Genomic DNA, 14569 nt, shown 5'->3' with positions numbered 1-14569 from the left:
GGATATCCATATTGCAATTCATATTTCTGAAACAAAATATTATTAAGTCTTGCATTTACCGATAACCAGTCTGTTAACTGATACTCACCTTTAAAGTTCAACTCATTTATATCCTTCATTTTCAACACTTGCCACTGTTGAACCATCGATGTTCTAAAAATAGTTTTACGGCCACCGGCGTATAAGTAATTGACTGAAAGAGTCAGGTTACTGATTGGTTTAACATCTGCATTTAATTCGGCAGTGAATGCAGGTCTACCCCAAGCCTTCTTCTCAGAAAAGTCGGACAGCGTAGGAGAACCAACATATGCCACATAAGCATCCTTATATTTTACATTATAAAAATAAGCTGTGAGTCTGGCCGAAAGGTCCGTATAAGGAATTAGATTGGTTTTTATAAGGCCTCCGATATTCCCTGTACCTATATTTGCATATACAGGTGCACTTACATTTCCCCAAGCACCCTCAGATACAAGACTATTCTCTAGATTATTCTGATAAATATACAAATGATCCTTGTCTGTTTGCTTATAGCCTGCAAATATATCAAACTCGAAACCCTCAACAACCCCTGATTTAAAGCCGGCCTTAAGATCATAAAGTGTTTTAGAATATTCTATTCTCGACCAAAGATTGACATATCTGTTTTCTTGCAAAATATCCAGAAAAGTGTTGTTGTTAATACCACCTGTAGCCTCAGCATAGAAAGTATTCTTTTCATCAATATGAATAGCTGCTTTTAAGTTAGGGGAAAATAATATCTTATTCTTAACATCGAATACAGTACTCACGTTCACACCTAAGTCAGCGTTCCAGCTGCTTCCCTGAAACTTGATATAAGGAGTTGCCGTAATACTTGTCAGGCTATGATAGGCATCAGGCATATATATAGAATTATCGCTAAAAGACTGATTCATCAACCATCCTTTTACACCAATAGATTTATCTGAACCAAAATCAGTGAAGAAATTAGCATTTAAATCAATTTGTCCACCTTTAGGCCCTTCACCTGCGACTTGATAACCATACTTGTTCTTAAAGTTCTGATACGTAATTCCTGCATCATATTTTAATATACTCTCACTTTCCTCTCTTGACTTAAGGCCTGCGCCTACGCTGAATACATCTACATTCTGACGAGAATCTAAATCGAAACGATTAATTTCCGGAGAACTTTTAGCGATAAAAGGATTACCATAATAGTTATATGACGTATTATAGAAAGAGGCATCTATCCACAAAATAGATGGATCGAATGTATGTTCATACTCCAGATTGATCTTGCTTGCTGAATATTTTGCCTTGGCATCTTCCAGTTCTAAATTCTTTTGAAGATAATCGACAGTACCACTAGTGGATGAATGAGTGGCAAAAATATCTAACCGATCTCTTGTTGCATGAACTATTCTATATCCTAACGCTCCTTCTATATTCGAATTACTACCGGCTCCTAAATTGAGATAACCTCGCTTCTTACTATAATCTACACCTGTTTTTATATCTCCGGGCTCAGCACTTCCCAATTTATTGTTAGCTAATGAAATCTGAGGAACTGAACTTAGATATTTTAATTCCTTCGGCTTGATTATCGGAGAGTATATAGATGGCAATGTATTTATTTTGGAAGCATCCTGTAATGTCGGATTATAATCACGCTCAAGTAATACCTGACGGATTATAGTAGAATCTTTCTGGGCTACGGCTGCCAAACTCACAAAGCCTAAAGCCATAGCAAAAACCGATTTATATAATATTTTCTTCATCGTTATTCTTTTTTCTATTTTGTATATCCTCATATTATTTCAAGTCTGCAAGACGTTTTGATATCATATCCTTCAGATCTGATTCAGACCCTTTATAGTTCGCTTGCAAACTTTCGAGATACTGACGAGCTTGGAACTTATCGCCCTTAGCTGCATATACATCTGCCAATACAACAACGGCACGCGCCATCCAGTATTCGTGCGGTGTACCTTCTTTCATAAAGGCTTGTACTTGTTTTTCTGCCTTATCGTATGATTTTGCTTGATAATATATTTCAGCCAACAAATATTGTGATTCGGCACCGAATACAGAACGAGTATCTTTAGCTACTTCCTGCAAATCGGCGATAGCCTTATCTCCTTGTCCTAGATTTTTCAACGATTGGCCTCTATAGAAACGAGCTTCGTTTGCTACACTTCCTGTTTTACTACCTTGTAGTAGCTTGTCTGCTGCCGCAACTACTTCGTTGTCTTTTTTCATCAGATAAGCGCAACGCAACATACCCAATTGAGCTACATCTTTATTTGCTATATTGGATGCTACCATGTTCAAATGTTCGTATGCTGCATAAGCCGATTCATAATTTTTTCTGTCAAATTCTATACCTGATGCATAAATCAATGCATCATCAATATATTTAGGATTATTACTATTGATAACTTCTTTGAAATGGTCTAAAGCCGATGTAAAATCTTTAGCTTCAAAAGCCATACTACCTAGATAAAAATTGGCATCACTAGTAAATACTCCCCTAGGGTATGCTTGCAAATATTTGTTCAATGCAACTTTTGAATCATCTTTACGCCCTTTCATATATACATTCTCTGCTGCCAGATATGTAAGCGAATCCTGGCGTGTGGCTGAAAGAATAGTTCCCTTACCCAAGGAGTTTACATATGAAGCATAAGAACCTATATCATTTATATCTTTATAAACACCTTCTAAACTCTGAATAGCAGTACGAGCTTCTTCTGTATTGGGATAGCTATCAACAACCTGTTTATAAGCTGCTATAGACTTCTGTGGATTATTGGTATTGAAGTATAGCTGACCTAATTGCACACCGGCTTTCTGTGCTAAATTAGATTTTGGATATTCTTTCAATAGTTTTTCTAAAACAGAAATTGCTTCAGATTCTTTGTTCAGCATTACTAAGGCTCTACTCTTTTCATATAATGCATTATCAAAATAATTAGAGTTCGGATACTTAGCCATCATGCTGTTCAACGCGGATATTTTTCCATTGTAATTTCGTTGAAGACCCAATACGAATGCTTTCTGAAATTCTGAATAGTCGGCGTTTGTAGGATTAATATTAGCTGCCTGAGAATAATAGCTTTCTGCATCTGAGAAATTACGGTTGAACAGATAACAGTCTCCGATACGATTTAAAGCATCCGGATAATTGGCTGATTGGCGATTAACTTCTGCAGATGTATATTTCTTAAAATTAGTCAAAGCCTTATTGTAATTCTTCTGCTGAAAATCAGTATAAGCCAGATTGTACAAAGCTAGTGGGTAATTTGCCTGCCTTGGCGACACTTGCGCTATATAAGTCGAGTAATCGCGGGCTGCGGCCGAATAGTCGCCTTTGCGATAAGCAATATCTCCACGCCAAAAATAAGCTTCATTTTTGGCTTCGGTATTGTAGTTTCCCATATTAATGGCTGCATTCAGATCTCTTTCGGCAGCATCGTATTGTCCGTCTATAGACTCTTGAACACCTAATTGAAATAAAATTAATTGTTTGGCGTCCAATATTTGTCTCCCCGGCGATTTAATAGTATTAATAGCAGACAGTGCTGTATTATAATTTTTAGTAGACAAGAGTGTCGTTGCTAATGCACCATTCACTTCGTCTGTATATTTCGAAGATGGATATTCCGTTAGAAATCGTTGGGAGGCAGTGATTGCTTGTCCGAAAGCCGAACCGCCATCACGATTCATAAGCATTACATAATTATATAAAGCCTCTTCGCTAATGGTAGTATTAAATTTAGTACGTGCTGCAGCATCGAATGCCATAATCGCATTTGAAATATCATTTACTTTCAGGTATGATTGTCCCAAAAGCATATAACCGGCTTGTCCCAATAAATCGTCGGTAGAAGCCACATCTTTTTTCAAAGCATTCACCGCATTACCATATGCTCCCGTTTGATAATAAGCTTCAGCTAATTGATACATATCTTCGCGGAAAAGGGCAGGCGCAGTTTCCATATGTTTTTCATAATTCTGAATAGCATTTCGAATATCACCCTGACGATAATAGCTGTTAGCTAACAAACGGTATACTTCCGTTGTATTTGTACTATTCGGATATGAGTTGATGTAATCTCGTCCAACTGATAGTGTTTCATTTAGGTCTCCTTGCAAATAAGCCGACTGCATAAGAAAGAATGTGGAAGTCTCTTTATATTCCGACTTACTTTTTAGTTTTCTAAAAATTGGTATAGCCAGATTGTACTCTCCATCCTGAAAATTTGCATAAGCCAAATAGTATGACGCCGGCTCTGCATATTTCTGACTATTACGAGTTAAGAGGCCAAAAAGACGTTTTGCCTCTGCTCTATTGCCAGTTTGTAGATTTGCATAAGCTGTTCTATAACTATAATCTTCTTGCTCCTTTACATTCAGGTAATCAACATCGGCCTGAGACAGCCAATACAAAGCCTTTTTCCAGTCTTTTTCAGCAAAATGTGTAGATCCAATGAAAAAACAAATCTGATTGCGATGATATGTTTCGGGATATTGCTCAAGATAATCTTTCAACTTATTTGCAATATCGGCAGTTCCCATATAATACATGGAGCTAACAAGCATATAATCTGCTTCGGGCATTAACTTTTCGTCCGATGATTTCTTTTTAAACTCTTCCAATGTGTTTATACACCCAACAAAGTTATCGTCTATAAACATCTCTTTTCCTTGTGTAAAAAGCCTGCCGGGCAGTTCCGTATACACAGACTTTTGTGCAGAAGCATATTGCATGCTCAACACAACTCCTAATGCTACAAGTAGTCTCTTCATATTTTCATTTTTTGTATTTTCTTAATCACTTCTTTCACTGAGATCAGTCCGAATAAGTCCGGATTAAGATCTGATATTTTAATAAATTCAAGTTTAGAAACATCATCCGCCGCCTTCAGATTTTGTGTATCTCCTATCTGACAAAGATATACTAGATCTAAAGTCTGAACTTCAAATTCTGAATATATATATTTATTAGGAATCGAAAATAGATACCTTGTATCTTTCACTTCTAGATTTGTCTCTTCTTTTACTTCACGAATCACTGCTTCCTCTCCCGTTTCTTCCATATCTACAAAGCCTCCGGGAAGATCTAATGTTCCCTTAACCGGTTCATGTGCACGGGTGGCTACCAGTAATTCATTTTTATCGTTTATAATAATAGCTATTGTAGAAGAACAAGAATTGAAATAATAGATGAATCCACATTGTTCACATCTTTTCGATTTGAAATTATTTTCTATAAAATGGTCTGAACCACATTTTGGGCAATATTTAAATTGTGTTAGAGGATGCATCCTTTATTATTTAGTTATGTACTCTGAATTCCCTTCTCTTTTGTGTATTCGTCCGCAATCAAAGTAAGTTCTTTATACCAATCTTCTCCAAACCGACGAATAAGCGGCTCTTTAAGAAACTGATATATCTTGAGGCCTTCTTTATTACCAAGCAATACTGCTGCTTTACAAACACGCCAACGATGATAGTTAACAGCAGTAAATTCTCTGTATTTTTCTAAACGTATTGGATATAAATGACAGGAAATGGGTTTGTAGAAATCTACTCGCCCCTCCCGGTAGGCCTTTTCTATAGCACATTTACAAATTCCTTTCTCATCGTAATAAGTAAAAACACAGTCCTTACCATTTACAATAGAGGTTACCATATCCCCATCGGTATCTTGATAAGCTACACCTTGTTCTTTAATTACTTGCTGAGCCTGGGGAGAGAGGTCATCCCAAACTTTAGGTAAGATATCCTCTATAATCTTAACTTCTTCATCTTCCAGAGGAGCCCCGGATTCGCCTTCTACACAACATTCCCCTTTACAAACAGACAAGTCACAAAGGAAATTTTCTTCTATGATATCCGTTGCAACTATCGTATCGTTGATTTGAAACATTTATTTTCGTTTTAACTTATCTTGATTTATTATAATATATTTAATATTTGGCTATAAAGATACATTTTTGTATCCACATGATATACACCTTTACCTGTTAATTAAGGTTTACGAGCGATCCCTCCTCCACTCAAATTCAGAAGCAAATATGCTAACATCCGTCATTTAACAAGTGACCGAATATTAATATGAATCTTAGTTACGTATTCGAATTTAACAAAAGCATTTGCCTTATGTCGGAAATTCTCTTATTTTTGCACTTGATTTCTTTAAAGGCAGGACAATTTAGCCTTCCGGCGCAGTAGTTCAATGGATAGAATAGAAGTTTCCTAAACTTTAGATTCGGGTTCGATTCCCGGCTGTGCTACTCAGAACCCGTCTAAACAGCGGGTTTTTCATTTATTTATCCAGTTCTGATATTCATAAATATCTTTTCAATAAAAAGTCCAACAATATACAACAAGTATACCTTTTATTTTTTTCACATCTGCCAAAAGTATTTATCATTGTTTTTTGCTTACTTTTGTGATGTAGGTAAACCATCATTCTTCCTATTTGTTATAATCATATATATTTTTTTTAAAATGAATTACATTATGAGAACAAAATATTTATTATTACTAGGATTATCCCTACTGTTATTTAGCATCAATACATCGGCTCAAATCAGATTTGGTGTAAAAGGAGGTATTGATGTAGTTAATAACAAGCTTGATCTCAACATTCTAAAAACGAGCAATAGATTAGGCTACCAGATAGGACCTTCAGTAGAGTTTATAGTTCCGGCTTCGGGTTTCGGAGGAGAAGTTTCGGTCCTGTATGGTCGCAAGGAGTATAAAATAGAAGATAAGACCGCTGATGCCACTATATCTGACTACGACTACATCAGCATCCCGGTAAATATCAAGCAACGTATCGGACTTGGACCCGTATTTGGTGTATTCTTCACCGGAGGGGCTTATGGTAATGTTAAAGTTAATGGTGGTAGCATTAAGGTTAAGGATGTAATTAACGAATATAAGTCTAAAAATTTCATTTTGGGGTTAGGTGCAGGTGCAGGAGTAACTGTACTTCGCCGTATTGATGTAGGCCTGTATTTTCGTGGTGATCTTACAAAGAACTATGGAGATGAATATATGGATGCAGGTATATTCCAAAACAAGAAAAATCAAACCTGGACTGTAGGGCTTAATTATTACTTCTAAAATTAAAAATGCTTTACGCCGACGTAGTATTACCCCTTCCATTACAAGGCTTCTACACGTATATTATTCCGCCTGATTTACCTTTCACTGTAAAAGAAGGTAGTAGAGTAATTGTACAATTTGGGAAGAAAAAATTTTACACGGCAATTGTATTCAAAATATATGAATCGGAAGAAAAGCAATCTCCGATAAAAGATATTGTCTCCACTCTTGAAGACACTCCTATTGTGACCCCTCTCCAAATGAAATTTTGGGAGTGGGTTTCTTTTTATTATATGTGCTCTCTTGGTGATGTTTACAAGGCGGCTGTTCCCTCGGCATTGAAGCTCGAAAGCGAAACCCATATTTTATTAAATTCTGACTTTGAAGCCTTAGAGCCATTTACATCGAACGAACAAAAAGTTTTCTTTCTACTTTCGCCCGACAAACCTTTTAGCATAGCCGAAATAGAAAAAAAGTCAGGCTTATCAAATATAATCCCGACGATAAAATCATTAACAGACAAAAAGGCTATCTACATAAACGAAAATATTCAAAATACCTATACGGCTAAGACTCAACCTGTAGTCCGTTTAGCGAAACAATTTACTGAGGAGGAACTAAATAATATTCTGGATGAACTAAGCCGAGCAAAAAAACAACAATATTTACTATCGATATTCTTAGATATAAATAAGTCGGATAAACTTATTACAAAAAAACGACTACTGGATGAAACTTCGATATCTCCATCTGTGCTTTCCGAATTGGTAAAAAAAGGATTCTTAGACATTTATGATCATGAAATAAGCAGATTCGATTATGGTGATGAAAATATGGATTCAGCCTATATGCTAAATATACATCAACAAAAAGCATATACGGAAATCACCAATTCATTCAAGGAGAAAGAAACAACTTTGTTATATGGTGTAACCTCCAGTGGAAAAACCGAAATATATATCCAACTCATAAAGGATGCAATCAGTAAAGGAAAGCAAGTTCTCTATCTTTTACCTGAGATTGCGCTTACCACCCAAATTACGAACCGATTGAAAACGGTCTTTGGCAATAAACTGGCCGTATACCATTCTAGATTTAATGACAATGAACGGGCAGAAACATGGAAGAAGTTATTGAAAGATGATGAAGTCCAAGTAATACTAGGAGCTCGCTCGGCTATCTTTCTACCATTCAACAAACTCGACCTGATTATCGTGGACGAAGAGCATGAAGGATCATATAAACAACAAGATCCGGCCCCTAGATACAACGCCCGCAATTCGGCTATTGTTCTGGCAAATATGCATAATGCAAAAGTTCTGTTGGGTACTGCTACACCTTCAATCGAATCATACAACAATGCTCTTTCGGGAAGATATGGGCTAGTAAGATTAACTCAAAGGCACGAAAACATAGAGCTTCCGCACATCGCTGTCATAAACACAAAAGAGTTAAGGCGTAAAAAGCAAATGAAGTCCATCTTATCCCCACCTCTGATAGATAAGATAAGAGAGACACTGAATAGAAAAGAACAAGTAATTCTTTTCCAAAACAGGCGTGGCTTCTCTTCTATGCTCGAATGTAAGAACTGCTCATGGACCCCACATTGCACACATTGTGATGTCAGCCTCACATATCATAAATATCAACGAATGCTCGTATGTCACTACTGCGGAGCTACATACAATGTACCAACTCTTTGCGATGAATGTAAAACCCCTACACTTGAATTTCTTGGTTATGGTACAGAACGTATAGAAGAAGAGGTAAATACAATTATTCCCGAAGCTTCAATTGCCCGTATGGACCTTGACACTACACGAGGAAAAAAGTCATACGAACAGATTATTTCTAAATTCGAAAACAACGAGACGAATATATTGATCGGTACACAAATGATATCGAAAGGGCTGGATTTCGACAATGTATCTATTGTAGGAATATTAAATGCCGACAATCTCCTTAACTACCCTGACTTCAGAGCATATGAGAAAGCTTATCAGTTAATGACTCAGGTTAGCGGACGAGCCGGACGAAAAAATAAGCAGGGTCTTGTTATTCTACAGACTGCACATCCTGAGCACCCCTTGATAAAATGTGTGAGAGAAAATGATTACGAATCCTTTTATCTGGCGCAGTTAGAAGAACGCAGACTATTTCGATATCCCCCATTTTTCAGACTTATTTCGATTGTTATCCGTGGACGGGATGAGTCCCTTGTAGAGAATACCTCTACTCAATTGGCCGAAGCTCTCAAACAACCTTTTGGGGAAAGAATCCTTGGTCCGAGCAAGCCTGCTATATCACGAATACAATCACTATATATACGAAACATTCTACTAAAAATAGAGAATAACGCATCGATACAAAAAGTAAGGGAGATGATAAACTATCATCAGTCTGTTATCTTTACAAATCCGGCTTTCAAGTCTATCTTATTACATTACGATGTAGATCCAATGTAATTCTAACTAGTCTCTCATAAACCCTCGTAACCTTTCAAAAAATAGGCATTTAAGCATTTAAGTATTTTTATCTGCATAATTGAAACGTTTTATTTAAATTTGCACCCACATAAGACTTAAACTTATATATGAATAAGAAAGCAAAATCAAAAAAAGGAATATTTTTTAGCAAATACACACCAAAAGATATTGTTAAAAAGTTATGGATGGCTTTTGGTTGTATTATTGGACTAGTTATTATCCTATTCACATTAATCAGTACCGGAGTTATAGGCTATATGCCCGATGTGGAAGAATTGGAAAATCCGATAGATAAATATGCATCTCAAGTATATTCATCTGATGCTGTACAATTAGGCACTTACTCACAAGCTCGAAACAACCGCATTTATTCTAATTACGAAGATCTACCACCTTATCTTGTACAAGCCTTAGTTGCCACTGAGGATGCCAGATACTATTCTCATTCGGGAATAGACATTATAGGTCTTACTCGGGCCATCGTAAAAACAGTTACAGGACAAAAAACCAGTGGTGGTAGTACAATTACACAACAATTGGCAAAACAGCTATACTCCCCACCTGCCGAAAACTGGATGGTACGTATGTTTCTGCGCAAACCTATCGAATGGGTAATAGCAGTCAAACTTGAAAGATATTATACTAAAGATGAAATTATAAATTTATATCTTAACCAATACGACTTTGGGAACAATGCTGTAGGAATACAATCTGCAGCTCAGGTATATTTCGGCAAGAAACCTAAAGATCTTTCTATGGAAGAGGCCGCCATGCTTGTTGGTATGTGCAACAATTCGTCGTTATACAATCCGAGGGTAAGACCTGAGGTTACAAAAAATCGCCGAAATGTTGTATTTTCACAAATGAACAGATATGACTATATCACAGACCAACAATTAGATTCTTTAAAAGTAAAACCTCTAAAGCTAGATTATAGAAGAGCCAGCCATAATGCCGGATTAGCACCATATTTGAGAGAATATCTCAGAATGACTCTAAATGCAAAAAAACCGGATAAATCGAATTATGCTTCATGGCAAATAGAACAATATGCAAATGATTCGCTAAGTTGGGAAACTGACCCTCTATATGGATGGTGTAATAAAAATAAAAAACCCGATGGCAGTAGCTACAACTTATCGACAGACGGCCTTAAAATATACACAACCATCGATTCGCGTATGCAGCAATATGCAGAAGAAGCCGTAACAGAGCATCTTAGCAAAGAATTACAACCCGACTTTGATAAAGAAAAGAAAGGAAGGAAGTATGCTCCGTTTTCATCTTCGGTTGCCAAAGATGTGGATACTATTCTATATCGGGCAATGAAAAATACAGACCGATACAAGAATTTGAAAAAAAGTGGTATTTCGGAGAAAGAGATATATGCCGAATTTAAGAAACCTATAGATATGAAAGTGTTCTCGTGGAAAGGAGAGATTGATACTGTAATGACTCCATGGGATTCGATTCGCTATCACAAAAGTTTCTTACGCACAGGATTCATGGCTATGGATGTACACACAGGCTATGTAAAAGCCTACGTAGGCGGAATTGACTATAAATACTTCCAGTACGACATGGTAAACATGGGGCGCCGGCAAGTAGGGTCCACAATAAAACCATACCTATATACACTGGCTATGGAAGAAGGAGCAACACCTTGTGACGAAATGTTATATGTGCCACAGACTTTAATAACAGAAAGTGGAAAAGAATGGACTCCACGTGGAGGCCGATCGTCCAAATATGGTGAGAAAGTTACAATAAAATGGGGCTTACAAAACTCCGACAATCTTGTTACTGCTTATCTGATGAGTAGAACATCTCCATATACATTCGCTCGTCTCCTACATTCCTTTGGCATTACAGGACGAATAGATCCTGTTGTTTCTATGGCTTTAGGTACTCACGATGTATCTGTATCTGAAATGACTGCTGCTTATACGGCTTTTGCAAATAAAGGTGTTCGTTCAGTACCTCTCTACATCACGCATATCGAAGATCGTTCCGGAAACACGATAGCAAACTTCACACCTAAGCTACAAGAAGTCTTTAGTGAGGGTTCTTATGTGAAAATGCTTGACATGCTTCGTGGTGTAATTGATGGTGGCACAGGGGGCCGTGTGAGAAGAAACTACGGAATCACAGCACCAATGGGAGGTAAAACAGGTACAACTCAGAATAACTCTGACGGATGGTTTATGGGCTTTTCACCCAAATTAGCCGCAGGTTGTTGGGTAGGTGGAGAAGACCGTTCAATCCATTTCGATCGAACCAGTGATGGACAAGGAGCAGCTATGGCTCTACCAATTTTCGGACTGTTTATGAAAAAAGTATATGCCAACCCGAAACTTGGATATAAACAAACTGATCAGTTTGTAACAGTTCCCGGATATGGTATTTGCGACAGGGGCACAGATGAAGATATACCTGATGAACATGATAGTCATGTTGGAATAGATAAAATGTTTAAATAGGAATAAACCTATTACATATTAATCTAGGGAAAGGTGATTATCTTGGTATGAACAACATAAATTAAATCAAAGCCAACAATGTAGAACAGTAGGCTTTCTTATTTAATAAGATGTTAAATAAAGGAGATAAGCAACCAAGAAAAAAAAGCAAACATATCCAACAACTTTTAGCAATAGTATTTTTACTACTGACAGGAGGTTTGTTTTACTATCTCTTCAGCCCAGAGGAATCGGATTTATTCCCCAAATGTGTATTTCATTCTATGACAGGACTGGATTGCCCGGGATGTGGATCGCAAAGAGCAATACACCATCTTTTGCATCTCAGAATAAAAGAGGCTTTTCTCAGCAATGCCCTGTTAATACTTGTGATCCCATATATTATTTTATGTATATATATTGAATACTTCGGAGGTAAAGAGAAATTTCCCAAAATAAGAAAAATAGTTTTTTCAAAAACTGCAATTTGGGGCATCTTGATAATTATTCTTTTATTCTGGATAGGGAGAAACCTGATTTAATTCTATCTTTTGAGTTAGGCTAGAAATAACCAACAACTATGTGATTCTTTCAGTTTTTAATCCTAGACACCCCAAATATTACATAATATTATATCATTCTTTATTACCCTTTTCAAATTCTTCAATTTCTTTTATTGAAGCTTGTAATTTCTTTATGTTATTCAAATACAATAGTCTATACGTCAATAAAACAAAAACTAACCCAACTACTATTACAATAGACAGAGCTACAATACGTCTTAATAGATGATCTGTATTTTCAGAAATATCTAAATATCCTAAAAGAATAAAGAAAAGAATAAACCATACAACACCAAAAGATATCTCTTTTAGTATAGCTGTTCGGTACCAATGTATATGCTTAGACACTTGAGTAATAGTCATCAGTTGCAGATCAACCTTCTTGAGCCTATTTATTTTATAAAGTTGCCATACGATTCCAGACAAAGTTGTTATCAAATAAATTACTCTCATTGAAGTATGGCGCTCGAGGACAAAGTAACCTATTGGGATAAATATTATAAGTATAAACAGCCCCAACTTTTCGTGAAAAAGTAGCCTTCTGAATGCACTTTTCCCTTTATTGGAGATCATTTTCCGTATTTTATCTTCATTTATGGTAGGTTTCAGATTTGTTTCCTGCCATGTTTTTTTTATATTATCTAAATCCATAACGATTTATTTTTACTCATTCGACATATGCCTTAGCTTTTCTTTAATCCGACTCAACTTTGTAGCTACATTAGTAACAGATAGCCCCGTTATTTCAGCTATTTCTTTATATGACTTATCATCAAGATAAAGCAAGACTAAAGCTCGTTCTATTTTCCCTAAGCAATTTATTAATTTATACAGTTCTTGTATAGCTTCACTATTATCTACTGTATCAGGTATATCCATTGATATATTCACATAAGTCACATTCTTTTTACTACGACGATAAAAAGAAATACACGTATTCAGAGCAATACGATATATCCATGTCGAACACTTACTCTCTCCTCGGAATGAAGAAAAAGACTTCCACAGATTCAGTACTACTTCCTGATAAAGATCCCCTATAGGATGCTCCGCATCGGCATAAAAAGAGGTAACCTTATAAATGACACCTTCATTTTGACGTATCATTTCTAAGAATTGTTCATCATCTCTCGCTACCTCTCTCATTCTTACAAATAGTTTACAATAAATTTGTCGCTATTTTACGCAAATTGTCACACAATAATAGATATTTTTCTTTTTCCATATCTATTATAATTCACATAACTTGAAACGGATACCCAAATATAGCTTGCTTTTTTCTTATCTTTACGATCAATTTCAATTTGTATTGATGTGAAAAGATTTATATATATACTGATCTTCGGAATTAGTTTATCCGCATGTAATTCAATTAAAAATATGACCGAAAAAGAAAAGACATTAACCAATAATTCAGGTATTGAAACACCATTCAGAGTTTTACAAACAACCAATAAAGAAGACTCTATCTTTTTAAGAAGAAAGAGTTCAGATATAAATAATCCCTCTAAAATTTCAAAAGATAAAGACTGGCAACACTTTATTCAACGACTGAAACTAACATTGGCTATAGAATCGGGAGTAGGTATAGCCGCACCTCAGGTAGGCATAGGGCGTAACCTGTTTCTTTTTATGCGGATAGACAAACCCGATAAATCTGTTGTTGTTGCCATTAACCCCCGGATAGTAAACCATTCGGATGAAATTATATGTTTTGAAGGTGACGGATGTTTATCAATCCCAGATTTATCGGGTATAACAAAGCGTTATGCATGGATAGATGTAGAGTATTATAACGAAAACGGCGAACTAATAAAAGAACGACTTTCCGGACAGTCTCGCGGAGGCGACTTTACCGGGATCATTTTCCAACATGAATTCGATCATTTGCAAGGAACTTTATTCATAGATAGGCTTTGCGAATGAAATGAAATGTTACAATAACAGTTTTTATTAA

The 14569-nt window shown here is 36.2% G+C and carries 11 protein-coding genes and 1 tRNA gene; 6 read left to right on the top strand and 6 right to left on the bottom strand.

Annotation, left to right across the window (positions count from 1 at the left end; all coding sequences use genetic code 11):
- The 4 genes from JGH11_RS06310 to JGH11_RS06295 form a co-directional block, all read right to left on the bottom strand.
- Positions 1 to 1763: hypothetical protein (locus JGH11_RS06310; RefSeq protein ID WP_201110724.1), on the bottom strand; the 1763-nt coding region annotated here is incomplete at its 3' end.
- Between the two features lie 34 nt (positions 1764 to 1797).
- Complete coding sequence (locus tag JGH11_RS06305) at positions 1798 to 4794, bottom strand: tetratricopeptide repeat protein (RefSeq protein ID WP_201110723.1); 2997 nt, start codon at positions 4792 to 4794, stop codon at positions 1798 to 1800.
- Entirely contained in the window at positions 4791 to 5312 is a 522-nt protein-coding gene (locus JGH11_RS06300; RefSeq protein WP_201110722.1) for an NUDIX domain-containing protein, read from the bottom strand. Before JGH11_RS06300 ends, JGH11_RS06305 begins: the two co-directional genes overlap by 4 nt.
- 14 nt (positions 5313 to 5326) lie before the next feature.
- Complete coding sequence (locus JGH11_RS06295; protein ID WP_201110721.1) at positions 5327 to 5917, bottom strand: DUF3109 family protein; 591 nt, start codon at positions 5915 to 5917, stop codon at positions 5327 to 5329.
- A gap of 295 nt (positions 5918 to 6212) precedes the next feature.
- On the opposite strand from JGH11_RS06295, the gene JGH11_RS06290 reads away from it, so the two are divergent.
- From JGH11_RS06290 to JGH11_RS20450, 5 genes are all read left to right on the top strand, one after another.
- Positions 6213 to 6284, top strand: a tRNA-Arg gene (locus tag JGH11_RS06290).
- Between the two features lie 229 nt (positions 6285 to 6513).
- A complete protein-coding gene (locus JGH11_RS06285) occupies positions 6514 to 7122 on the top strand; it encodes an outer membrane beta-barrel protein (protein ID WP_201110720.1) in 609 nt (202 codons plus the stop codon).
- A gap of 8 nt (positions 7123 to 7130) precedes the next feature.
- The gene (gene priA, locus JGH11_RS06280; RefSeq protein WP_201110719.1) at positions 7131 to 9569 is read left to right on the top strand and encodes a primosomal protein N'; all 2439 of its coding nucleotides are present in this window, start codon (positions 7131 to 7133) and stop codon (positions 9567 to 9569) included.
- A 128-nt stretch (positions 9570 to 9697) separates the two neighbouring features.
- Entirely contained in the window at positions 9698 to 12070 is a 2373-nt protein-coding gene (locus JGH11_RS06275; protein ID WP_201110718.1) for a transglycosylase domain-containing protein, read from the top strand.
- 110 nt (positions 12071 to 12180) lie between these two features.
- Positions 12181 to 12591, top strand: a complete 411-nt coding sequence (locus JGH11_RS20450; protein WP_201110717.1) for a DUF2752 domain-containing protein — start codon at positions 12181 to 12183, stop codon at positions 12589 to 12591.
- 93 nt (positions 12592 to 12684) lie between these two features.
- Here JGH11_RS20450 and JGH11_RS06265 read toward each other — a convergent pair whose 3' ends face one another.
- Both JGH11_RS06265 and JGH11_RS06260 read right to left on the bottom strand, forming a co-directional pair.
- Positions 12685 to 13263, bottom strand: coding sequence for a hypothetical protein (locus JGH11_RS06265; RefSeq protein ID WP_201110716.1), 579 nt, complete (start codon positions 13261 to 13263; stop codon positions 12685 to 12687).
- Between the two features lie 12 nt (positions 13264 to 13275).
- Positions 13276 to 13758 (bottom strand): RNA polymerase sigma factor, encoded by a 483-nt coding sequence (locus JGH11_RS06260; protein WP_201110715.1) that lies wholly within the window; start codon positions 13756 to 13758, stop codon positions 13276 to 13278.
- Positions 13759 to 13992: 234 nt separating this feature from the next.
- On the opposite strand from JGH11_RS06260, the gene def reads away from it, so the two are divergent.
- Entirely contained in the window at positions 13993 to 14538 is a 546-nt protein-coding gene (gene def, locus JGH11_RS06255; protein ID WP_201110714.1) for a peptide deformylase, read from the top strand.
- The last annotated feature ends 31 nt before the right edge of the window (positions 14539 to 14569 follow it).

The organism is Dysgonomonas sp. Marseille-P4677 (genome assembly GCF_016652235.1).
In the GTDB taxonomy this organism is placed as follows: Bacteria; Bacteroidota; Bacteroidia; order Bacteroidales; family Dysgonomonadaceae; genus Dysgonomonas.
The sequence above is the reverse complement of the archived record's forward strand: the minus strand, read 5'-3'. Positions and strand labels throughout refer to the sequence as shown.